Genomic DNA, 20148 nt, shown 5'->3' on the forward strand with positions numbered 1-20148 from the left:
ACCGCCCCACGACGACGGCCGGGCGGTGCCGTTCAGACGGAGATCGGCAGGCGGATCTCGAAGCGGCAGCCCGGACCGGAGTTGACGACGCCGATCACTCCCTCGTGGGCCTCGACGATGCCGCGCGCGATCGCCAGGCCGAGGCCCGCTCCGGCGCCGTCGGCACTGGGCGTGCGGGCGGCCTCGCCGCGGAAGGCGACGTCGAAGACGCGGGGCAGGTCGTCCACCGGGATGCCACCGCAGCAGTCGGCGACGGACAGGCAGGCGATCCCGCCCTCGACCGAGGCGCGGACCAGGACGGAGCCGTCGCCGGGGGTGTGCCTGATCGCGTTGACCACCAGGTTGCGCAACGCCCGGGAGAGTTCGGCCGCGTCGGCCTGGACGGGGATCACCGGGCCGACCTCGCCGGCCAGCCGCACCCCCTTGGCTCTGGCCAGTTGCTCCACCCCGGCCAGCGCGTCGGCGACCAGGTCGCTGAGGCCGATCCGGTTGCGCGACAGGCGCAGCGCCCCCGCGTGGATCTTGGACAGCTCGAAGAGGTCGTCGACCATTCCCGACAGCCGGTCCACCTCCAGACGGATCTGCCGGTGGTAGCGGCCTACGGTCTCGGGGTCGGCGACCACCCCGTCCTCCAGGGCCTCCGCCATGGCCCGCATGCCCGCCAGCGGGGTACGCAGGTCGTGGCTGACCCAGGCGACGAGCTCACGGCGCGCGCTCTCCAGGGCACGCTCGCGCTCGTGGCCCAGGCGCAGTCGCCGGTAGGCCTGATCCAGGCTCCCGGCGATCGTGCCGAGCTCGGCGGGGAGACCTCCGGGTGGGGTGAACTCCCCCGAGGCGGGCACCGCGTGCACGGCGTCGACGAGCCTGCGGCTGGCCGCCACCACCCGGCGGGCGAGCACCGTCGCGACGCCCAGCCCGACCAGGCCACCCACCACGACCACACTGAGCACGATGTCCCTCGGCGTACCCTCAATGATCATTTTCAGGGTGATGGCGACCACGCCGCCCACCGTCGCCAGCACGGTCACCACGACGACCACCGCGAGCATCGCGCCGATCGACCGCTCGCGCAGCAGCCACATCGCCCCCAGCCCGGCGAGCGCGACCAGCAGGCCGAGGCCGGCGGTGACCGCGACGATCAGCAGAATCTCGGGGATCACGGCTCAACCAGCGGCTCGTAGCGGTAGCCGACGCCCCACACCGTGACGATGCGCCGGGGAACGGTCGGATCCGGCTCGATCTTCTCGCGGAGACGGCGGACGTGGACGGTCACCGTGGAGGAGTCGCCGAAGGACCAGCCCCAGACCTGGTTGAGCAGCGCGGACCGGCTGAAGGCCTGGCGGGGGTTGCGCATCAGGTGGGCCAGAAGATCGAACTCGCGGGCGGTCAACATGATCTCGCCACCTCGGAACCGCACCTCGTGCGCCCCGACGTCGACGGTCAGATCGCCGTCCCTGAGCACCCCGGTGCCGGTCGGCAGCGAGGCGCCGCGCGCCCGCCGCAGCACCGACTGCACGCGCAGGGCCAGCTCTCTGGGACTGAAGGGCTTGGTGACGTAGTCGTCGGCACCGGTCTCCAGCCCGACGACCCTGTCCATCTCCTCACCCAGCGCGGTCAGCATGATCACTGGAACCGGCCACCGCTCCCTGAGCTTCCTGCACACCTGGAGCCCGTCCATCCTGGGGAGCATCAGGTCGAGCACCATCAGGTCCGGCGGGTTGGACAGCGCGCGCCTGAGCGCCTCGGCGCCGTCTCCGACGCACTCGACCACGTGACCGTCACGTTCCAGGTAGCGGGCCACCACCTCGGCCACCATCGGATCGTCGTCGACCACCAGAATCCGCGCGCTCATGACCTCAACGGTAGGCCCGCCAGAGGAGATTCCTAAGCCGTGTCACCGGTCCGTAAGCACTCGATCGTTACGATCAAGGCGCCCGCCGTTCCTCCCGTCGGCGTACGGTGGAGCACATGAGTCGTATCGTGCTGGCGGTCCTGGGCGTCCTGCTCGCGCTCTATGTGGTGTTCGGGCTCGTGCTGCCCGCCCTTTTCGGGCTGCTGAAGTTCGTGATCGTGTTGGCGGTCGTGGCCTTCGTGGTCGTCGCCCTGGTCACCGTGGTCTCCAAGTCCAAGAGTTGAACCTGCTCCTCGCCGTCCAGACACTGGCGGTCTGGATGTTCGACGGCGGCGGCGTCCTGACGGCGACCGCCGTGGTCGGGCTGGGCGTGCTCCTGCTCGCCTGGGCACTGCGACCGGCGCCCGTCACCTCCGGCGCGCGGGCACGGTCGCCGCTTTCGCGGCGCGATCGGGCCAGGCGGACGATGTTCGTCCGGCAACGCGACCCCGACGCGGCCGGGAGGTCCCGGCCCAGAGCACCCTCCGCGGGCCCGGCGCCCGCGTAACCCCCGCGACCACCGTGTGCCGCGCGCACACGCTCTGAAGACCCCCGCGGTGCGCGGGCGTCCTCTGTACCGTCCCCACTCCGGTCAGAAGGGCCCCGACCATGTTCGACCCCGTCATCGGGTTCACCGCCGACCTCATCACCGCGCTCGCCGGGCCGCTGGGCTCCACCGCGCTCGCGATCGTCGTTTTCACGCTCCTCGTCCGGCTCCTGCTGCTCCCGCTCAGCGTCATGCGGGCCAGGGGTGAGCGGGCCAGGATCCGCCTCGCCCCGGAGATCCGGGAACTCCAGAAACGCCACGGCCGCCATCCCGAGCGGCTCCAGCGGGAACTGGCCGCCCTCTACGCCAGGGAGAGGACCTCACCGCTGGCAGGCTGCCTGCCGTCGGCGGCGCAGTTGCCGTTCCTCATGGTGACCTACCAGGCGTTCGTCTCCTCGACGATCGCCGGGCAGGCCAACGCGCTGCTGACCCACGGGCTCCTCGGGGTGCCGCTCGGCCAGCAGTTCGCGGGCACGGTGGCCGGGTTCGGGCTGCTCAGTGGTCCGACCCTGGTCTTCGCCGGGCTTTTCCTGCTGCTCGTCGCCATGGCGTGGGTCGCCTCCCGCCAGACGCGGAGCACGATGAGCGAGGACGTCCAGCCCGCGGCGCTGCGCCGGGTGCTGCCCCTGCTGCCGTACGGAACCGTTCTGGTCGCGGCGGTGCTGCCGCTCGCGGCCGGAATCTACCTGCTCGTCACGACGGCCTGGACCACCGGGGAGCGGGCGATACTGCACCGGCCCGCGCTCGCCGGAGGCTGACGGCACTCCGGACGGCGGGGGAGGTGCCGTCCCGCTTCATGACAGGCCAAGCGGGACGGCACCCGAAGGAAGGACTATCCGCATTCCCTGAGGGCGGGTTCCGGGGTGGAGACATGGCCGTTACCTACCGTGTTGACCGCCGTGACCACCGCCCAGACCGTGGTGATGTCCCCCTCGTGTCTGACTCCCCATGTCGAGGCCAGATATTCGACGATTCCGAGGCCTCGCCCTCCCAGGGAGGAGAGCGTCGGGCGCCCTGCTCTTGGTTCGGTGGCCGCGCCACCGTCACTCACCGCAACCTCGACCTGCTCCTCGGTCCAGTGCCATGACACCCTGATCTGCCCCGACGGCAACGGATGCGCGTGACGCAGCGCATTGCTCAGCAGCTCGCTGACCACGAGTACCGCGTCGTCTATGGCGGTCTCGTAAACACCCCGTTCCTGCAGGTCAGAGCAGAGGCGTTGGCGTGCGACAGCGACGCTGGACGGTGCATACGGCAACAACACGACGCTCGACGCACTCACCTCCCCGTATGCCTTTCCCCCCTGAGGAACTCACCCCAGTACGACCGAAATGCCCCGTTAGATAGTCTCGGAAACCGAGCAGCAATTACAGCTTGTGCACATTCGACAATAGATCAGCGGATCCGTTACCGACTCGTTACCGCCTTGGCGTGTCGATCAGGTAAGAGCGTCCGGCGTGTCGGCGATACGGAGGGCCAACCTCATCCGGGTGCCGCCCGCGGGGCGTGGATGCGCCGACACCTCTCCTCCCTGTGCCCGTGCCAGGCTGCGCACGATGTAGAGACCAAGCCCGACTCCGCCGAACCTGCGGCGGTCGCCGCTGTCCGCCTGGACGAAGCGGTCGAAGACGCGCTCCCTGCTGGCCTGGGCGATGCCCACGCCCTCGTCGTCCACGACCAACACCACCCGGTCACCATCCACCCATGCCTCTACCCTGATCAGGCCACCGTCCGGCGAATATTTGAAAGCGTTCTCCAGCAGCTGGGCCAGCAGGATATCGGTGGCCAGCGCGTCGCCGGAGACCAGGGGCAGGTCATCGGGCACGTCGACCTCGACCCGGTGCAGATCCGACAGGATCGGCAGGCCCAGGGTGGCTCCCCGCACCAGCTCGGCCAGGTCGAAGCCCTCGATTCTGAGCGTGAGCTCACCGGCCCCCGCGCGCGAGCCCAGCAGCAGGTGGTCCATGAGCTGGCCGAGGGAACGGGCCCGCTCGGCGATGATGCGCACCGCGGCACGGCGCTCGGTGTCGGTCATGCTGTCCCAGCGGTCGTCGAGGGTGCCGGCGAAGCCGCGGACCACGGTGATCGGGGTGCGCAGTTCATGGCTGGTGGTGGCCAGGAAGAGATCCTTGGCCTCCTCCAGTTCCTTCGCGCGGGTGATGTCGCGGAAGTCGACCACGATCTCGCCCGTCTCCACGATCTCCGCGCAGAGCACGTCCAGCCAGGTGCCCGAGGGCAACTGGATGGTGAGCTTCTCTCCCGGCGCCGGGAGCTGGAACGGGGGCGGGCCGCCGATCACCTCGGCGGAGTGGAAGCCGGTCAGCTCGCCGGCGGCCGGGTTCCACTGGACGACCCTGCCCAGCTCGTCGAGGACCGCTATGCCGTCGGCGCTGGCGTCGAACACCGCCCGCTCGTGGGCCCGCTGCCGTACGGCCTCCTGGTAGGCCATCGCGTTGCCCACGGCGATGCCCGCGTGACCCGCGAGGAGCTCCAGCAGCTCCAGCTCCAGGTGGCCCACCTTGCGCTTGGCGAAGAGCGCGTACAGCGCGCCGTACGGTCGCCCGCCCATGGCCGCGAGACCGAGCGCGATGGTGTGCAGGCCGGGCAACTGCGACCAGATCAGCTCGTCCAGCCGGTCCTGGTCACCGGTCTCCAGCAGGACGGTCCTGCCCTCGCGCAGCAGCTTGCCGACCAGGCTGGTGCGGAGGTCCGCCGTGGAGTTCCGCATCGAGCCGGGAAGGTTGTGACGGGCCACGAGGCGGAGCCGGTCGCCCTCGATGAGCACGAACCCGCCCGCGTCGGCCCCGGTCAGGTCGGCGAGGCTGGCCGCGATCCGGTCCAGCACCGCGGGCAGCTCCAGCTCGGCGTTGATGTCGGCGACCACGTCGGTGAGCCGGCGGACGAGCTGTGCCCGGCGGGCGTTGCGGTCGTTGGCGCTCTCGTCGTCCTGGGCCAGGTGGTAGACGCTGACATAACCGATGGGGGTGCCGTCCCGCGAGGAGAGCGCGCCGGTGTCCACCCGCAGATCGAGCAGGCTGCCGTCCCGTCGGAAACGCTTGGTCCGCAGCGACACCTGGCCGCCGGTGCGGACCTTCTCCAGGACCGCGTTGTGCTCGGCCATCAGCTCCTCGGGAACCACCGGAACCCGCCGGCCGACCGTCTCCTCGGCCGACCAGCCGAAAAGGCGCTCGGCGGCGGGATTCCAGGCGATGACCGTCTGTTCGCGATCAATGGCGACGATCGCGTTGGGCGCGTCGGCCACGACCGCCCGGCCGATGCCCTCGTCATTGTCGGCCGTGTAGTCCACCACACACCCATAGTGCCGTCTCAACCGGCCTGATCTTGGCACTTTCGTCCCGCACGTGTTGCCACTGGCCGGGCGATCCGTCCGATACTCTGCGGTCACCACACACCTGGATACGAAAGGGTGGGGCCATGTCATCCGGCGACATCGATGCATTGCTACGGGTGACCTCGCCCGACTACGTCGGCACGAGCCATCCCGACATCGCGTTCGGCACGCTCGACGGACCGCTGGGGCGTCTCACCCTCGCCGTGACGGGCCGGGGTGTGGTGGCCTGCAGCTACGAGGACGAGAACGTCGTCTTCGAGCGGATCAGCAGGGAGGTCGGCACCTTCATCGGGCCGGACCCCCGGCGGCTCGACCCGGTCCGCCGGGAGCTGGACGCCTACTTCTCCGCCCGCCTCCGGGCCTTCACCACAACGGTGGACCTGCGCCTGGCCACCCAGTTCTCCAGGACGGTGCTGCAGATGATGCTCTCGGTGCCGTACGGGACGGTGACGACCTACCGCGAGATCGCCGAGCGGATCGGCAGGCCGCGGGCGCTGCGCGCGGTCGGCAACGCGCTGGGCAGCAACCCGGTGTGCGTCATCGTGCCGTGCCACCGGGTCGTCGAGAGCGAGTCGGTCCTCGGCGGGTACGCCGGGGGCTCGGCCGCCAAGGAACGCCTGCTGCGCATCGAGTCCCGCGCTTAGCGCGCCTCCGCCCGGTCAGGAACGGCGCCGGAGCGCACCGGTGCCCAGGGTGACGAGACCCGCGGCGAGGAACGCGCCGACGGCCGCGCTCATCCACGGCTGCGGGACGAAGCCGAGCAGGTCACGGGCATCGGTCCAGAACGAGGTCCACCAGGCCAGCTCCGGGGCGACCGGCAACGCGGCGAGCATCCACCACGCCGCGAAGCCCAGCAGCCACGGGGCCACCATGAGCCAGCGCGAGGGCGCGCCGTCGGAGGTGTCCCAGCTCCTGGCGCCGCCGAGCAGGAAGTAGTCCACGGCGAGCACCGCGAACATCGGCACGAAGACCGCCCCGATCAGGCTCAGGAACGCGGTGTAGGTGTCGACCTTGACGAAGATCGCGAGCAGGGTGACCAGCACTCCGATAACCACGGAGATGACCCTGCGGTCCAGCCTGGGCATCAGGTTCTGCAGTGACATGGTGGTGGAGTAGACGTTCACGAACGACTGGTCGGTCTCCCTGAGCACCAGGATGCCGAAGAACAGCGGGCCGAGGGCCGCGGCCACGAAGGGGTCCCAGACCCGTCCGGTGTCGTTGCCGACCAGGGCGAGCGCCGCGATTCCCAGGACCAGACAGGCCACCTGGGTGATCGTGTAGCCACCGACGACACCGGTGAACGTGGCCCTGCCGGACCTGGAGAACCGGGCGAAGTCCGCCGCGACCGGCACCCAGGAGACCGACAGCGCGATCACGTAGTCGACCGAGGGCGCGAAGGCCTCCCACGATCCACCGCCGATGGACGGCCCCCGGCTGAACAGGGCGACCGCGAACCAGATCATCGAGACGACCACGCCGGCGGTGACGTACCGGCGGAGCAACCGGACCGCTCCCAACGGCCGGATGCTCAGCGCGGTGGTGATCACCCCTCCGAGGACCACCCAGACCGCGTACGGCACCTCGAACCCGAAGGATCCGGCGATGGCCTGGGCGCCCTGGGCGATGACCCAGAGCTCGAACGCGCCCCAGCCGAGCATCTGGACGATGTTCAGCACGGTCGGCAGGTACGAGAGCCTGGCACCGAACAGCCCACGGAGCAGGACCATCGCCGGAGCGCCGGTCCGCTGCCCGGGAATGGCGGCCAGGCCGACCATCGCGGTGCCGATGACGCTGCCCACGACGGCGGCCAGGATCGCGGCCACGAAGCTCAGTGGCCGGTCGCCGAGCGGATCGATCAGCGCGATCGCGCCGGAGAACCCGAGCAGGCTGACCCCTAGATTGGCCCAGAGCGCGCCCTGGTCGAGCACGCCGAGTTCCCTGGGAGGAGCCTCGTCGAGGGTGAGGGGGGCCTCGGCTGACTTGGAGTCAACGACGGCAGGCGACATCACACGCTCCCTACGCCGGCATTACCCGGACAGGTTCATGCGGTCGGCAGCAGCTGTAGCTGCCCTCTCAGCCTGGTTGCCCCAAGCTCCCGCGCTGGTTGATACGCAAAGCCGAGATCACCCCAGCTCGCGCCCATCATGATGCACCATCTGTCTGGATTCGGCCAGCGCGGGGTTCGCGCGACCGTCTCACGAGACGAGTCCGTCCACGTCCGCAGAAGTACAGCTACGTACGTAGCGATAGCTGTACTTCAGGGCTGTACGGCAAGCCGTCCGACCTCTAGGTCTAGAGGGGAGCCCCTCTAGACCTAGAGGGGCTCCTAGAGGCTGATCCGATGCTCTACCAGGGACCTAGCGTCCTAGAGGCCCCTTCGCGCCTCTTCCTGAAAGGGCGCAGTTGCTCGCTTTCGCACCCCACGCCAGCTGGCCAACTCAGGATCGAAGGCCCAAGGGCTACATGGCGCTTCGCGCGGCCAAAAGCTAGACCCGCGCCACGTCCCCGAGGGGGTCACACCCCAGGTCACAGGGGGTGTGCGGGTCACGCCCTGTCTGTGACCCCCTGTGTATGGCCTGAGCGGCCACAACGCCGGGCTGTGACCCCCCGTGCGGGTCACACCCCTCCCCGCCTTCCGGAGCCCGTAGAGGTCTCCTGCCCCCCCTCCCTGCGCTGGGGGGCACGGGGTCACACCCCACCCCCGCCGAAGCCATCGAGTCGGGGGGAGTGGTCGCCCGCCTGTGTTGTTCCAGCCGGGTTGTGGCGCCTGGCACCACAACCGATCGCCCCAATCCGACGCTCGACTCGATCGATCGGCTAAGCCCCACAACCTTGCTGGAACAACAGGGGGGATCGAGGGCTGAGCTTCACCGAAACCGCGCGGGACCGTCGCGGCCGGTGCCACAACCTTGCTGGACCAACCAGGGGCGTCAGAACGGCCATCGGGCAGGGTGTCAGGCGGAGCGTCAGACACCGTCTGACACCCCTCGCGTGCGCGCGTTACCTGGGGAAATAGGCCGGTGCCGTCAGACACCGTCTGACGGCAGACGCTCGCGCAGTTGCCTTTGCCCGCGCGAAGCGCGTAGGAGGCGCGCGAAGCGCCATGCTGCGATCAGAGGCTTTCCGAGACCACAGTACAAAAGGCCGTGAAGATCCTCCGAAGCCTGTTGTCCAACGCGATCACGGAGGAGGTCATCGCCAAGAACGTCGCGACCGCGCTCCGCCTTCCCGTCTTGCGAAGGCGTAAAAGCAAGGCGTGGTCTGTGGAGGAGGCGCGGCTGTTCCTGGAGAACGCGCGCAACGAGGCTGACCCGCTTTATGCGGTGTACGTCCTCATCCTCGTTCTGGGCCTACGCAAGGGTGAGGTGCTGGGGCTCGATTGGAAGTATGTGGACCTGGACGCCGGGGAGTTGTACGTTGGCGAACAGCTACAAAGGGTCCGTAATTGCCTGCTTCGGAGGGCGGTGAAGACTGACGATTTCGAAGCACCGATTCCCTTGCCTGGGATCTGCCTTGCAGCCCTGAAGCTGCGCAAGCAGCAGCAGGACAGCGACAGGCAGGAAGCCGCAGTGCAGTGGCAGGAAACGGGGCTGGTCTTCACCTCCCCTCTCGGGAAAGCGTTGGACCCGACGAAATTCAACGGCCGGTTCGATGCCCGCGTGGCGAAGGCGGGCGTACGCCGAATCACCGTACACGGCACCCGGGGGACATGCGCAACCCTGCTGGCCGCACTCAACGTTCATCCTCGCGTAGCCATGCGGGTTCTCCGTCACAGCAACATCAAGATGACGATGGAGGTATACACCGATGCCACCGACGAAGCCACCTGCGAGGCGCTAAAGAAACTTAGTAGCGCCCTCGACCAAAGGGGATCTTAGCAGGAGATCCAAACGACAGCCAAAGACCATGGCTATTTGATAAACTGTTCCACCAATAACTGAAGGGCGGTTCCCAGCAAAGCGCCGATCGCCACAAATAGCCACTGGGATCTCTTCGATCTATCGTCGATTGCTTTAATGAGGGGGTCGGCGCGAGCTGCAACAAGACGCTCAACCGCCTCGACAGCATCACGCTGCGTCTTGGCATATTCTCGATCTCTCTCAGCTCGTTGGCGACTCTCCTTGGCTTGTCGGGTCAAATCTTTGGCTATCTCTGCTCTCGCTTGAATCTCGTTTTGCAGGAGAGCAACATCGGCCGCCGCCTTTATTAGATGTTCCGTAGCAACAGAAAATCTTTCATCTAGGTCATCTTCGGTCGGCACACTGATTTGCTTGAGTTCCTGAGCGTAACCTTCAATACGAAGTACTCGTACAGCTACCGCTGCCGCACTGGATACCATTAAAGCATTAATGATACCATCTTCTATAATGTCGCTTACAAGCACAAGAAGACCGAAAGATAGATTCACTAATCCTATCACTCTACCGCCAGCCCTACTTGTAATACGATTAGCAATAGTGAGCACAGGGGAGCCGGATACCTCGACTTCACCTTTTCGCGACAGCGGTCCTATCAATATCAGCGCGAGCATGAATAATATAATCGCTTGATACATGTTGCCTGGAAAAAAGTCTGCCATAACTGCCATTAGCGAAAACGTGGCAGAGGTGCCAAAAATAATTGCTATTGCAATTTTTCTTGATTTCACAGTATCGAGTACTTTGGTGTCCACAGCTGTCTATCGTGCGAAACGGTGCCCGTGTTGCATGTTTGGCCGGTCCACTCTGCGGAGCACTCTAAATCTTGAGCCAGGAGGGAGCGGGATCCCGCAGCTAAGGGGACGGAATCCCGCGACGAAGATCACCGAAATTCTCAGGAGCGAAGGATCAAGGACAGCGTGCGCATCTCATGGCTACTGCTGTACTTCGTAGCTGTACGAGGAGACAAGCGGTCCTCTACCAATACATGAGTAGCCTCTGACCTGCGCTGCAGCGGCGGCGCACGCAAGCGCAGCACCATCCGGACAGATTCATGCGGTCGGCGGCGCGTCGGAGGGTCCGTGCGACCCTCTGCGTGGCTCCGCCCTCTCAGCCCGGTCACGCCCGAGCTCCCGCGGTAGATAATTCGCCCCGATTATGCCATTTATTCCTTTCTTGGCAAGGACCGCCATCTCGGTGGACGTCGACTCAGGTCACCGGGACCGCTCAGGCCACGAACGGGTCCTGACCGCTCTCGGCGACCATCGAACGCCCCGCCACCTCCCAGGACCGCATACCGCCGCCGACGTTGATCGCGTCCCAGCCCATGTGGTTGAGCCAGGCGGTGGCGTTGGCGGAACGGCCGCCGACCCGGCAGATCACGTAGACGGGCGCGCCCTTGGGCACCTCGTCGACCCGGGACTGCAGCTCACCCAGCGGGATGTGGACGGCCCCCGGCGCGTGCCCGGCACGCCACTCGTCGTCCTCGCGTACGTCGAGCAGGAAGGCGTCATCCGGCACGGCCCGTACCTCGACCTCAGGAACACTCATGCGCCTATTGTTCCAACTCCCACACCTGATGGGTGCGCAAAGCCTCTCGGACGCCCTCATCCGGACTCTCAATTTCCCCTGATAGCGAGCTAATTCACCACAACTGACCGACTGAATCAGCCGGCCTTCGGTGCCCCGTGGCCGAAGGATCGGCGACACCGGCGCCGAGGAGGGAGCCGAAGGCGCGGGAGGCGGGCGGGCCGGGAAAGACGAAAGGCCGCCGCGAGGGGACGGCCTCAGGGCACGTCCCAGAAGGCGAGTTCATGGGCCATTCCCTCGGTGAACAGCTTTTCCGCCCTACCGGGGTCGGGTGCCGCCTCGTCGATCATCACGGCGATGCGCTCGGTCAGCTCGGCGAAGGCCGGATGGGCGTAGGTGTCGACCCAGGCACGGTATCGCGGCTCGTCGGGCGGGTTCTCGGCCAGGGCCCGGCCGAGCGTGGAGTAGCCCCACATACAGGGGTAGAGCGCGGCCAGGCCGTCGGCGTAGACCGCCGCGGAGTCGAGCAGGAAAGAGGTGTAGGCCGCGCAGGCAGGCCCCTTTCGCACCCCGCCGAGATCGGCGCCGAACTCCGCGGACAGCGAACGGTGCAGGTTCAGCTCCTCGTGGAATGTGGCGTGGGCCAGATCCACCAGGTCCCCCAGGTGCCCGTCAGGGGCCTGCCAGGCGAGTCGCGAGAAAACCCGCACGTAGTCGAGCAGGAACAGGTAGTCCTGCTCCAGCCAGGACCGGAAAACCGGCTCGGGCAGGTCTCCTCGCGCGATGCCGACCACCGTCGGGTGCGCGAGCTGCGCCTCGACGAGCGGGCGGCCAATGGCATGCAGTCTCCCGGAAACACTCATAGTCCGGGCATTGTGTCAGGTGAGGGCGGCGGCGCCGAAGGAGACGCTGAAGCGCCTGCACCAGATGGTGACGCTCTTCAGGCTGTCGAGGTCGGCCCCCGCGGGGATGGCGTAGTTGGCGTTACCCCGGTTGCCCTTCAGCTCGCCGAGTTCGAGGTGCTTGCCGTCGTCCAGGTTGAACCATCCGGCCCTGCCCTCCTTGACGGGCTGGTCACTCAGCCAGACCCGCAGATCCGGGCCGTCGGAGGTGTCCAGGTCCTCGATCCGCAGGACCCGGCTCCCATCCGGGAGCTCCAGCACCCTCGCCTTGCCCGCGGTCTCGTGCTCGTGGGAGACGAACGTGCCCTTGGCCAGGATTCTTGGCTCCTCGGGTGCCTTGGCGGGCTCGCTCGCCCCGTCTTGCACCACCGGGGTCGCCTCCGGCTCGGAGGTCACGGCCACGGTCGGCAACGCCTCGTTCACCTCGACCGTGGTGAACAGGCGCCAGGGCTGGAACAGGTAGAGGGCGACGCCGAGCACGACGGCACCGACCGCCAGGACGCCCCACGTGGCGGGGTGTCGGAGCAGTCTTTTGATTCTCATCGAATACCTCCGGCGTGGGGGCCCCGGCTCTGTCCTCGACATCGAGGCTAACGGCGCCGTGGCCGCGCACCGCTTACGGAGTGCTTACGACCACGGCGCTCACCACGTGGGACGATGACGCCTACTTGGCGAGGACGTCCTTGGGGACGGGCTTGTCCTCGGCCAGCGCGTCGAACAGGCGCAGCGCCTTCTCCCGATCCCACTTGACGACCGCCTGACCGTTGATGGTGGGCAGGGAGCCGACCGGGACGACGGTGGTGACCGGGTTGTCGCCCATGGCCAGGCCGAGGGAGAGCAGGTCGAAGGCACCGGTCTCCTCGCCCACGGACACCGAGTCGGCGGCGCTCAGCGCGAGCGGCACGGAGGTGAAGGGGTTGATCAGGACCCCGGGGCTGGCCGCCTTCTTCACCACCGCGGAGAAGAACTGGCGCTGACGCTGGGTCCGGTCGAGGTCGGGGATCTTGCCGGTGGCACGGGTACGGACGTAACCGAGGGCCGTCCCGCCGTCCATGAGCTGGAGCCCCTTCTTCAGGTTGATCCCGGCCTTGGGGTCCTTGATGGCCTGCTTGACGTCGATCTCGACCCCGCCGATGGCGTCGACGATGCCCACGAAGCCGCCGAAGCCGATCTCCATGTAGTGGTCGAGCCGCAGCCCGGTCACCTTCTCCACGGTCTTGGCGAGCAGCTTGGGGCCGCCGTCCTGGAAGGCGTAGGCGGCGTTGAGCTTGTCGCTGCCGTGGCCGTCGATCGGCACGTAGGAGTCACGCGGCAGGCTGACCAGGGTCGGGCGGCCGTCACCGTCGGGGATGTGCAGCAGCATCATCGTGTCGGTCCTGCGGCCCACGGCCTTGCCCGTGGCGAGCTTCTTACGCTGTGCCGCGGTCAGGCCCTCCCGACTGTCGGAACCGACCAGCAGCCAGTTGGTGCCGGGGGTGTCGGCGGGCCGGCCCTCGTAGTCGGTGAGCGCCTCGATCCTGGTCAGCCGTGAGTTAATCATGAAATATCCGCCGATGGCCACGACCAGCAGCACGACGAGCAGCCCGGCGAGGATCCGCACGATCAGCCTGCCCGGGCGCTTCGGGCGCCAGCTCGACGTCCGCTGCCCGCCGCCGCCCCCCGAACCGCCGAAACCGGCGCGGGGGCCGTCGGAAGAGGCGTTCAGCGGTCTGACCGGGCTGGAGCCCGACCTGGCCTTGCCGTACACCCGCGAGCTTCCCCGGGGAGGCGGCACCTCCTCGCCCCCCGACGTCTGCCGCCGGGCCGACGCCTGCCCGCCCGGCAGGGGGTGGGCGGGCTGCCCGGCCGCTCGCTGCGGCGCGGACCCCGGGGTGGGCGACCGCAGCGCGCGAGTGCGATCGTCGTCTTCGGGCCAGTCAGCCACGTCGTGTCCCGCCACTTCTCGATCTCATGATGAAAACGTCATTATCGACGCTACGTCGCGGCTCACGCGCATGCCGCGGAGTCCCCAAGGTTTCCCTATGTAGAAGTACTCAGACAGGTTGTCAGCCACCGACAATGCGATCGTCTGCTGATCCGGAAACATCAACCCCCACCCGGATCGTTACGGTAGAGAACTACCTCTGCTCGAAAGGATGATCGTGTCCACTCCGGACTCGTGGAGTACCTGCCCGTGCAAACGCACGGGAACCGCTGAACCAACCGGGAGAGCTACCCGGTGAGCACGGCTCTGGGCCTGCTGGCCGTACTTCTGCTCACCCTCGCCACCGGCTATTTCGTCGCCCAGGAGTTCGCCTTCGTCGCGGCGGACCGCGGCGTGCTGCGTGAGCAGGCCGACTCGGGCGACGTGGCCGCGGAACGGGCGCTGGAGGTGACGGGACGCCTGTCGTTCATGCTGTCGGGCGCGCAACTCGGCATCACCGTCACCGCGCTGCTCGTCGGTTTCATCTCCGAACCCGCCATCGCCACGGTCATCCGCCCCTGGCTGGAGGCCGCGGGAGTCCCGTCGGGTGCCGTACCCGGCATCGCCGTGGCACTGGCCGTCGCGGTCGCCACCGTCATCCAGATGGTCCTCGGCGAGCTCGCCCCCAAGAACCTCGGCATCGCCCGTCCCGAGCCGGTGGCGAAGTTCCTCGCCCGCTCGACGTTGATCTACCTGCGGATCGCCGGACCGATCATCCGGCTGTTCGACTCCGCCGCCACCGGCCTGTTGCGCCGGGTCGGCGTCGAGCCGGTGGAGGAGATCGAGCACGGCGCCAGCCCCGAGGAGCTGTCCCGGATCATCTCCGACTCCGCCAGCACCGGCGACCTGCCGCCGAGGCTGTCGGAGCTGCTCGAGCGCGCGCTGGAGTTCGGCGACCGTACCGCCGAGGACGTCATGGTGCCGCGTCCCCGCGTGGTGCTGCTGAGGGAGGAGCGCCCGATCTCCGACCTGATCGACGCCGTCCGCAGGCACGGTCACTCCCGCTACCCGGTGCTCTGCGACCAGAACGGCGACGACGTGGTCGGCGTCACCGGCGTGCGCGAGCTGCTCAAGTCGGGGCTGAGCACCGGAACACTGGAGAGGATCACCCGTCCCGCGCTCCTGGTGCCCACCTCCCTGCCGCTCCCCGTCGTGCTGGAGCGCATGCGCGCCGCCCGCGACGACCTGGCGTGCGTCATCGACGAGTACGGGGGCCTGGCCGGCGTGGTCACCGTCGAGGACCTCGCCGAGGAGCTCGTCGGCGAGCTCGTCGACGAGAACGACCCGGAGCCCGCGGGGGTCGTCGCGGGTGAGGAGGGCACCTGGGACCTGCCCGGCACGCTCAGGCTGGACGAGATCGAGCGGGCCATCGGGCTGCAGCTTCCGGAGAGCGACGACTACGACACCGTCGCGGGCCTCGTGCTCGCCACCCTCGGCCGGATGGCCGAGCCCGGTGACAGCGTGACCGTCACGCTGACCCTGCAGAACGACCCCCTGGAGAACGACGGCGCCGACGAGGAGGACGCGGTGCTCACCGTGCTGTCGGTGCATCGCCGGGTCCCCGAGTGGGTGCGGCTGTCACTCGCCGTACCGCGAAAGGACGATCCCGAGGGGGACGCGACGCCGGGAACGGCGGAGAGAGAGGATGATCCGGCGATGGCCGCGCCGCAGACGACCGAGCCTGTCCCGGAGACTCCCATGATCGTGCGGAGCGGGGTGAAGCGACGATGAGCACCACCGCCGCCCTGCTGCTCGGTGTGGCCCTGCTGATCGGCAACGCCTTCTTCGTCGCCGCCGAGTTCGCGGTGATCTCAGCCCGCAGGCACCGTCTGGAGGAGCTGGCGGGCAAGGCGGGCCGGTTGACCCGGATCGCCGCCCGCGCCGCCGTGCGCGGCGGCAGGGAGCTCTCCCTGATGCTGGCCGGTGCGCAGCTGGGCATCACGCTCTGCTCGCTCGGCCTGGGCATGGTGACCGAACCGGCCGTCGAGCACCTGCTGGAACCGGTCTTCGGCGCGGTCGGCGTGCCCGAGTCGCTGCGGGTCCCCATCTCGCTGATGATCGCGCTGGCGATCATCACCTTCCTGCACATGGTGGTCGGCGAGATGGCTCCCAAGTCATGGGCGCTGACCCATCCCGAGATCGCCGCGATGGGGCTGGCCCTGCCGTTCCGCGGCTTCACCTGGGTCGTCAGGCCGGTGCTCGCCGCGCTCAACGGCTTGACCAACGGGATCCTGAAGCTGTTCGGCGTACATCCCAGGGACGAGCTGGCCACCACCAGGACCCCCGTCCAGCTGGCGATGCTGGTCGGTGAGTCGGGCCGGATGGGGCTGCTCGACCGGGACGAGCACGATCTGCTCACCCGGGCCCTGCGAGTGCACCAGCAGCCGGTCGAGCGGCTGATGCTGCCGCTGGCGAAGGCCACCTCGGTGCCCGGCGACGCGACGAGCACGCACATCCGCGAGGTGGCCGCGCGCGACGGGCACCTGCGCCTGCTGGTCACCTCCGGCCGGCCGCGCGACGTCCTGGGCGTGGTGCACATCAGGGACATCCTCGTCCGGCCGGACGCCAGTCCCGCGGAACTCGCCCGGCCGGTGCCCCGCCTGGACAAGGCCACCACGATCCCCGACGCCGTCTCCGCCCTCCAGGACGCCCACGCGCACCTGGGCCTCGTCACGGACGGCGGCGGCGAGGTGGTCGGCATGGTGAGCCTCACGGACCTTCTCGGCGAGATCCTGGGCGTCCGGGTGCTCGCGACCCGCTAGTGCGGCGGCCGGGGATCCTCATCCGCCTCCTGGGCACTCCACGCCGAGGTCGTCTTCGAGGCGCCCCGCCGTCGCGTCCGGTGAGCGCGGGTGCCCATCGGTGAACGCCGGTGGGCACCCGCGGAACCACCACGCCCCGGATCGACCCGCCGATCCGGCGACTCGGCGGGCCGAGTGAGATCCTCTCGACCCGTTTTCTCTGTCAGCGTAATCAGCCAGCCGGCAAACCCATGCAAGTCATCCGAAAGTGATCAGCAAGTGTGGCCGGATAGAACGGGAAGGTGTGCCACAGCACCCCGGAAACCACAAGACCCACATGTAAGCCCCGAGGCTTCTCTACAACGGAGCGAACGGCTACCTTGATCGATAATCGACCCGGTCCGTCACGAGACCTCATGGATGACTCAGATGAATGCGCGGTTTCCCCGGATACAGCAAGACCCCGGTCGCGGTATCCGCGTGACCGGGGTCATGATCTTGTGGGCGAGGAGGGATTTGAACCCTCACGTCCTTTCGGACACACGGACCTGAACCGTGCGCGTCTGCCGTTCCGCCACCCGCCCTTGTTGGGTGCGGTCGAAACATTAGCACGTATCAGCCGGTACCCACGAACCCGGATACGATCCTCCTAGATGCGAAAGCGGAGCAGCTGGGTGCGAGAGAGCGAGGACCGAGCCAACGAGCCCCCAAGCGGCCGCGACCACACAGACGGAGGAGGGGAGGTACCCGGTGGGAGTCCTTCAGCGTTTCGAGCGGAGGCTCGAAGGCTTGGTTGAAGGGGCCTTTGCGCGGGCGTTCAAATCTGACCTTCAGCCGGTAGAGGTCGCCAGTGCGGTCCAACGAGAGATGGACGAGCGGGCGGCGATCGTCGCCCAGGGACGCACTCTCGTGCCCAACGACTTCGTGGTCGAGCTGTCCACGACCGACAGCGAGCGGCTGGAGGTCTACGCGGACAGCATCGGTCACGAGCTGGCCAACCTCGCCAGGGAGTACGCCAAGGAACAGGGCTACTCCTTCGTGGGACCGGTCAGGGTCCGCTTCGAGACGGCAGACGACCTCGCGGTCGGCCTGTTCCGCATCCGCTCGGGCGTGATCCGTGGCGCGACGGTCGAACAGGACGAGATCCGCCAGCCGGTGAGCGACGTGCCCACCGCCAAACCTCACGCGTTCGGAGGCCGCCCCCGCCTGCTGGTGTCCACCCAGGACGACCCGCAGGGCCAGCGGTCCTTCGACCTGACAACCCCGGTGACCCTGCTCGGCAGGGGCACCGACTGTGATCTACGGCTGGTCGACCCGGGTGTGTCCCGGCACCACGCCGAGCTACGCGTGGAGGGCCCCCAGGTCGCGCTCGTCGACCTCGGCTCCACGAATGGCACCTTCGTCAACGGCCAGCCGGTTCGCCGGGTCGAGCTCCAGAACGGCACTCGCGTGACGCTGGGGCGAACGACTCTGGTTTTCCGGCGCGATTAAAGGTAAATAGACGGTCCATGTCCGAGCTCACGCTGCTGCTGATCCGGCTCGCTTTCCTCGCGGTGCTGTGGTTCTTCGTGATTGCCGCGGTCGGCGTGATCCGGACGGACTTGTTCGGATCACGCACGGCCGCCGTCGTCCCCGCGCGCAAGGTTCCCAAGCCGGTGAAGCCCGCGGCCAAATCCAAGAAGGGGGAACCACGGCAGATGGTCGTCACCGGTGGCCCCCTGCAAGGCACCACCATTACCCTCTCGGAGACGCCCATCACCATCGGCCGGGCGAACGACTCGACGCTGGTAGTCAGCGACGACTACGCCTCCAGTCGGCATGCCCGGCTCTTCCCCCAGGACGGTCAGTGGATCGTGGAAGATCTCGGCTCGACCAACGGCACTTATCTCGAACGCTCAAAAGTCACCCGTCCGACTCCGGTGCCGCTCGGTGTTCCGATCCGCATCGGTAAGACCGTCATCGAATTGCGCAAATGACCATCGCACTCCGTTACGCCGCCCGCTCTGACGTCGGCCTCCTCCGCGAGGGCAACGAGGACTCCGCCTACGCCAGCGGCCGCCTGCTCGCCGTCGCGGACGGCATGGGCGGCCACGCACACGGTGAGGTGGCCAGTTCGGTCGCCATCGCCGCGATGTCCTCACTCGACGCGGACGCCCAGGGAGGTGACCTGCTCAGCACCATCGAGGCAGCGGTACGCGACGCCAACCGCAAGCTGCACGAGATGGTGGGCCGCGATCCCAGCCTCAAGGGCATGGGCACCACCCTCACCGCCATGCTCTGGTCCGGGACGAGGGTCGCCCTGGTCCACGTCGGCGACTCCCGGGCCTACCTGCTGCGCGCGGGAGAGCTCTACCAGATCACGCATGACCACACGCTGGTGCAGTCACTGGTGGACGACGGCCGGATCACCGCGGAGGAGGCCGCCACCCATCCCCAGCGGTCGATCCTGCTCCGGGCGCTCGACGGCAGCGGTGAGGTCGACCCCGACCTGTCCCTGCGCGAGGCCCAGGTCGGCGACCGCTACCTGCTCTGCTCCGACGGCCTGTCCGGGGTGGTGAGCGCGGAGACCCTGCACCACACGCTCTCCACGATCGAGGATCCCGACGGGGTGGTCCGCACCCTCATCGACCTGGCCAACCGGGGCGGTGGTCCGGACAACATCACCTGCGTCCTGGCGGACGTGCTGGAGGTGGACGAGAGCTTCGCGCCGCGCACCGAGGCGGCCGTGGTCGGTGCCGCCGGCTCCGGCATGCCGCGGTCGCAGCCGCCGGACACCTCGGCGGGACGTGCCAGCGCGGTCACCATGCCGCAACCGGTCATCGCCGACGACGAGCCCGACGAGCCGATCATCAGGGCCGCCGCCGCCAAGCCGGCCAAACGTCGCCGACTGTGGCCCCTGGTGGCCGTGGCGGGCGGTGTCGTCGTCATCGGAAGCGGCCTAGGCTGGTACTTCGGCGGGCAATGGCTGGACGATCAATACTTCGTAGGGGCCAGAGGTAACGAAATCGTGGTTTTCCAGGGCGTGAAGACCAACCTCGGCCCCTTTGAGCTTTTCGAGGTCGCCCAGGGCACCGCAGAATCGATCACGACCCTTGGCGCGTTCCAGCAGGGCCAGGTCCGCGACGGCATCCCCGTCCCCACCGTCGAGGCGGGCCTGAAAAAGATCGAAGAGCTGAAGTCGTCCGCGGCCAAGGCCGACGACAAGACTGACGACAAGGCCGAGCCGACCACGTCGCCGAGCGCCTCCGCGTCCGCCAAGCCCCCCGTCCCCAGGGCCCCCGAACCCACAAGGTCACAGTGAACAC

At 68.0% G+C, this 20148-nt stretch carries 20 protein-coding genes, 1 tRNA gene and 1 riboswitch; of the genes, 10 read left to right on the forward strand and 11 right to left on the reverse strand.

Annotated elements, in window-relative coordinates; all coding sequences use genetic code 11:
* Window positions 1-32: 32 nt before the first annotated feature.
* Together AB0J58_RS11375 and AB0J58_RS11380 are read right to left on the reverse strand one after the other, a co-directional pair.
* Window positions 33-1160, reverse strand: a complete 1128-nt coding sequence (locus AB0J58_RS11375; protein ID WP_364213500.1) for a HAMP domain-containing sensor histidine kinase — start codon at window positions 1158-1160, stop codon at window positions 33-35.
* Entirely contained in the window at window positions 1157-1852 is a 696-nt protein-coding gene (locus AB0J58_RS11380; protein WP_030920919.1) for a response regulator transcription factor, read from the reverse strand. Before AB0J58_RS11380 ends, AB0J58_RS11375 begins: the two co-directional genes overlap by 4 nt.
* 116 nt (window positions 1853-1968) lie before the next feature.
* Here AB0J58_RS11380 and AB0J58_RS11385 point away from each other — a divergent pair, with 116 nt between their 5' ends.
* The 3 genes from AB0J58_RS11385 to yidC all read left to right on the forward strand — a co-directional run bounded on the left by AB0J58_RS11385 (window position 1969) and on the right by yidC (window position 3196).
* Window positions 1969-2136 (forward strand): hypothetical protein, encoded by a 168-nt coding sequence (locus AB0J58_RS11385; protein ID WP_343970727.1) that lies wholly within the window; start codon window positions 1969-1971, stop codon window positions 2134-2136.
* On the forward strand, window positions 2133-2399 hold the full coding sequence (locus AB0J58_RS11390; RefSeq protein WP_364213504.1) for a DUF6412 domain-containing protein: 267 nt from the start codon (window positions 2133-2135) through the stop codon (window positions 2397-2399). Before AB0J58_RS11385 ends, AB0J58_RS11390 begins: the two co-directional genes overlap by 4 nt.
* A 101-nt stretch (window positions 2400-2500) precedes the next feature.
* Window positions 2501-3196: a membrane protein insertase YidC gene (yidC, locus tag AB0J58_RS11395; protein WP_364213507.1), complete on the forward strand. Its 696-nt coding sequence runs from the start codon at window positions 2501-2503 to the stop codon at window positions 3194-3196.
* Between the two features lie 74 nt (window positions 3197-3270).
* On the opposite strand, the gene AB0J58_RS11400 is transcribed toward yidC, so the two are convergent.
* Both AB0J58_RS11400 and AB0J58_RS11405 read right to left on the reverse strand, forming a co-directional pair.
* Entirely contained in the window at window positions 3271-3720 is a 450-nt protein-coding gene (locus tag AB0J58_RS11400; RefSeq protein WP_051753245.1) for an ATP-binding protein, read from the reverse strand.
* 156 nt (window positions 3721-3876) lie between these two features.
* Window positions 3877-5748 carry a PAS domain S-box protein gene (locus tag AB0J58_RS11405; protein WP_364154625.1) on the reverse strand — a complete coding sequence of 624 codons (1872 nt, stop codon included), beginning with the start codon at window positions 5746-5748 and terminating at the stop codon, window positions 3877-3879.
* 125 nt (window positions 5749-5873) lie between these two features.
* Between AB0J58_RS11405 and AB0J58_RS11410 the strand changes: the two genes are divergently transcribed.
* Window positions 5874-6434, forward strand: coding sequence for a methylated-DNA--[protein]-cysteine S-methyltransferase (locus AB0J58_RS11410; RefSeq protein ID WP_343970715.1), 561 nt, complete (start codon window positions 5874-5876; stop codon window positions 6432-6434).
* Window positions 6435-6449: 15 nt separating this feature from the next.
* Here the strand turns inward: AB0J58_RS11410 and AB0J58_RS11415 are convergent, their stop codons facing one another.
* Window positions 6450-7796 (reverse strand): cytosine permease, encoded by a 1347-nt coding sequence (locus AB0J58_RS11415; RefSeq protein WP_364213511.1) that lies wholly within the window; start codon window positions 7794-7796, stop codon window positions 6450-6452.
* Window positions 7787-7899: riboswitch (TPP riboswitch) on the reverse strand. (Overlaps the previous gene by 10 nt.)
* Window positions 7900-8936: 1037 nt before the next feature.
* Here AB0J58_RS11415 and AB0J58_RS11420 point away from each other — a divergent pair.
* Entirely contained in the window at window positions 8937-9668 is a 732-nt protein-coding gene (locus AB0J58_RS11420; protein ID WP_364213514.1) for a site-specific integrase, read from the forward strand.
* A 32-nt stretch (window positions 9669-9700) separates the two neighbouring features.
* Here the strand turns inward: AB0J58_RS11420 and AB0J58_RS11425 are convergent, their stop codons facing one another.
* From AB0J58_RS11425 to AB0J58_RS11445, 5 genes are all read right to left on the reverse strand, one after another.
* Complete coding sequence (locus tag AB0J58_RS11425; RefSeq protein WP_364213517.1) at window positions 9701-10462, reverse strand: hypothetical protein; 762 nt, start codon at window positions 10460-10462, stop codon at window positions 9701-9703.
* Window positions 10463-10934: 472 nt separating this feature from the next.
* The gene (locus AB0J58_RS11430; RefSeq protein ID WP_364213520.1) at window positions 10935-11258 is read right to left on the reverse strand and encodes a rhodanese-like domain-containing protein; all 324 of its coding nucleotides are present in this window, start codon (window positions 11256-11258) and stop codon (window positions 10935-10937) included.
* 236 nt (window positions 11259-11494) lie between these two features.
* Window positions 11495-12100: a transcriptional regulator gene (locus AB0J58_RS11435; RefSeq protein WP_364213523.1), complete on the reverse strand. Its 606-nt coding sequence runs from the start codon at window positions 12098-12100 to the stop codon at window positions 11495-11497.
* Window positions 12101-12115: 15 nt separating this feature from the next.
* Window positions 12116-12682 carry a DM13 domain-containing protein gene (locus tag AB0J58_RS11440; protein ID WP_343970703.1) on the reverse strand — a complete coding sequence of 189 codons (567 nt, stop codon included), beginning with the start codon at window positions 12680-12682 and terminating at the stop codon, window positions 12116-12118.
* 121 nt (window positions 12683-12803) lie between these two features.
* Entirely contained in the window at window positions 12804-14063 is a 1260-nt protein-coding gene (locus AB0J58_RS11445) for an LCP family protein (RefSeq protein ID WP_364213526.1), read from the reverse strand.
* Window positions 14064-14357: 294 nt separating this feature from the next.
* Between AB0J58_RS11445 and AB0J58_RS11450 the strand changes: the two genes are divergently transcribed.
* The gene (locus AB0J58_RS11450; protein WP_364213529.1) at window positions 14358-15833 is read left to right on the forward strand and encodes a hemolysin family protein; all 1476 of its coding nucleotides are present in this window, start codon (window positions 14358-14360) and stop codon (window positions 15831-15833) included.
* Window positions 15830-16864, forward strand: coding sequence for a hemolysin family protein (locus AB0J58_RS11455; RefSeq protein ID WP_364213532.1), 1035 nt, complete (start codon window positions 15830-15832; stop codon window positions 16862-16864). Before AB0J58_RS11450 ends, AB0J58_RS11455 begins: the two co-directional genes overlap by 4 nt.
* A gap of 480 nt (window positions 16865-17344) precedes the next feature.
* Here the strand turns inward: AB0J58_RS11455 and AB0J58_RS11460 are convergent.
* Window positions 17345-17427: transfer RNA gene (locus AB0J58_RS11460), tRNA-Leu, on the reverse strand.
* A 166-nt stretch (window positions 17428-17593) separates the two neighbouring features.
* Between AB0J58_RS11460 and AB0J58_RS11465 the strand changes: the two genes are divergently transcribed.
* From AB0J58_RS11465 to AB0J58_RS11475, 3 genes are read left to right on the forward strand one after another with little or no spacing between them, the layout of a single operon-like run.
* The gene (locus tag AB0J58_RS11465; protein ID WP_326646286.1) at window positions 17594-18334 is read left to right on the forward strand and encodes a DUF3662 and FHA domain-containing protein; all 741 of its coding nucleotides are present in this window, start codon (window positions 17594-17596) and stop codon (window positions 18332-18334) included.
* A gap of 17 nt (window positions 18335-18351) precedes the next feature.
* Window positions 18352-18819 (forward strand): FHA domain-containing protein, encoded by a 468-nt coding sequence (locus tag AB0J58_RS11470; RefSeq protein ID WP_343970689.1) that lies wholly within the window; start codon window positions 18352-18354, stop codon window positions 18817-18819.
* A complete protein-coding gene (locus tag AB0J58_RS11475; RefSeq protein ID WP_364213534.1) occupies window positions 18816-20144 on the forward strand; it encodes a Stp1/IreP family PP2C-type Ser/Thr phosphatase in 1329 nt (442 codons plus the stop codon). Before AB0J58_RS11470 ends, AB0J58_RS11475 begins: the two co-directional genes overlap by 4 nt.
* Window positions 20145-20148 lie beyond the last annotated feature (4 nt).

The organism is Streptosporangium sp. NPDC049644 (assembly GCF_040675205.1).
In the GTDB taxonomy this organism is placed as follows: Bacteria; Actinomycetota; Actinomycetes; order Streptosporangiales; family Streptosporangiaceae; genus Streptosporangium; species Streptosporangium fukuiense.

Excerpts from the sequence above, each read along its gene's own strand:
- AB0J58_RS11410 (WP_343970715.1), top strand. The coding sequence starts at position 5,874 with ATGTCATCCGGCGACATCGATGCATTGCTACGGGTGACCTCGCCCGAC.
- AB0J58_RS11455 (WP_364213532.1), top strand. The coding sequence starts at position 15,830 with ATGAGCACCACCGCCGCCCTGCTGCTCGGTGTGGCCCTGCTGATCGGC.
- AB0J58_RS11385 (WP_343970727.1), top strand. The coding sequence starts at position 1,969 with ATGAGTCGTATCGTGCTGGCGGTCCTGGGCGTCCTGCTCGCGCTCTAT.
- AB0J58_RS11415 (WP_364213511.1), bottom strand. The coding sequence starts at position 7,796 with ATGTCGCCTGCCGTCGTTGACTCCAAGTCAGCCGAGGCCCCCCTCACC.
- AB0J58_RS11435 (WP_364213523.1), bottom strand. The coding sequence starts at position 12,100 with ATGAGTGTTTCCGGGAGACTGCATGCCATTGGCCGCCCGCTCGTCGAG.
- yidC (WP_364213507.1), top strand. The coding sequence starts at position 2,501 with ATGTTCGACCCCGTCATCGGGTTCACCGCCGACCTCATCACCGCGCTC.
- AB0J58_RS11440 (WP_343970703.1), bottom strand. The coding sequence starts at position 12,682 with ATGAGAATCAAAAGACTGCTCCGACACCCCGCCACGTGGGGCGTCCTG.
- AB0J58_RS11380 (WP_030920919.1), bottom strand. The coding sequence starts at position 1,852 with ATGAGCGCGCGGATTCTGGTGGTCGACGACGATCCGATGGTGGCCGAG.
- AB0J58_RS11475 (WP_364213534.1), top strand. The coding sequence starts at position 18,816 with ATGACCATCGCACTCCGTTACGCCGCCCGCTCTGACGTCGGCCTCCTC.
- AB0J58_RS11430 (WP_364213520.1), bottom strand. The coding sequence starts at position 11,258 with ATGAGTGTTCCTGAGGTCGAGGTACGGGCCGTGCCGGATGACGCCTTC.
- AB0J58_RS11470 (WP_343970689.1), top strand. The coding sequence starts at position 18,352 with ATGTCCGAGCTCACGCTGCTGCTGATCCGGCTCGCTTTCCTCGCGGTG.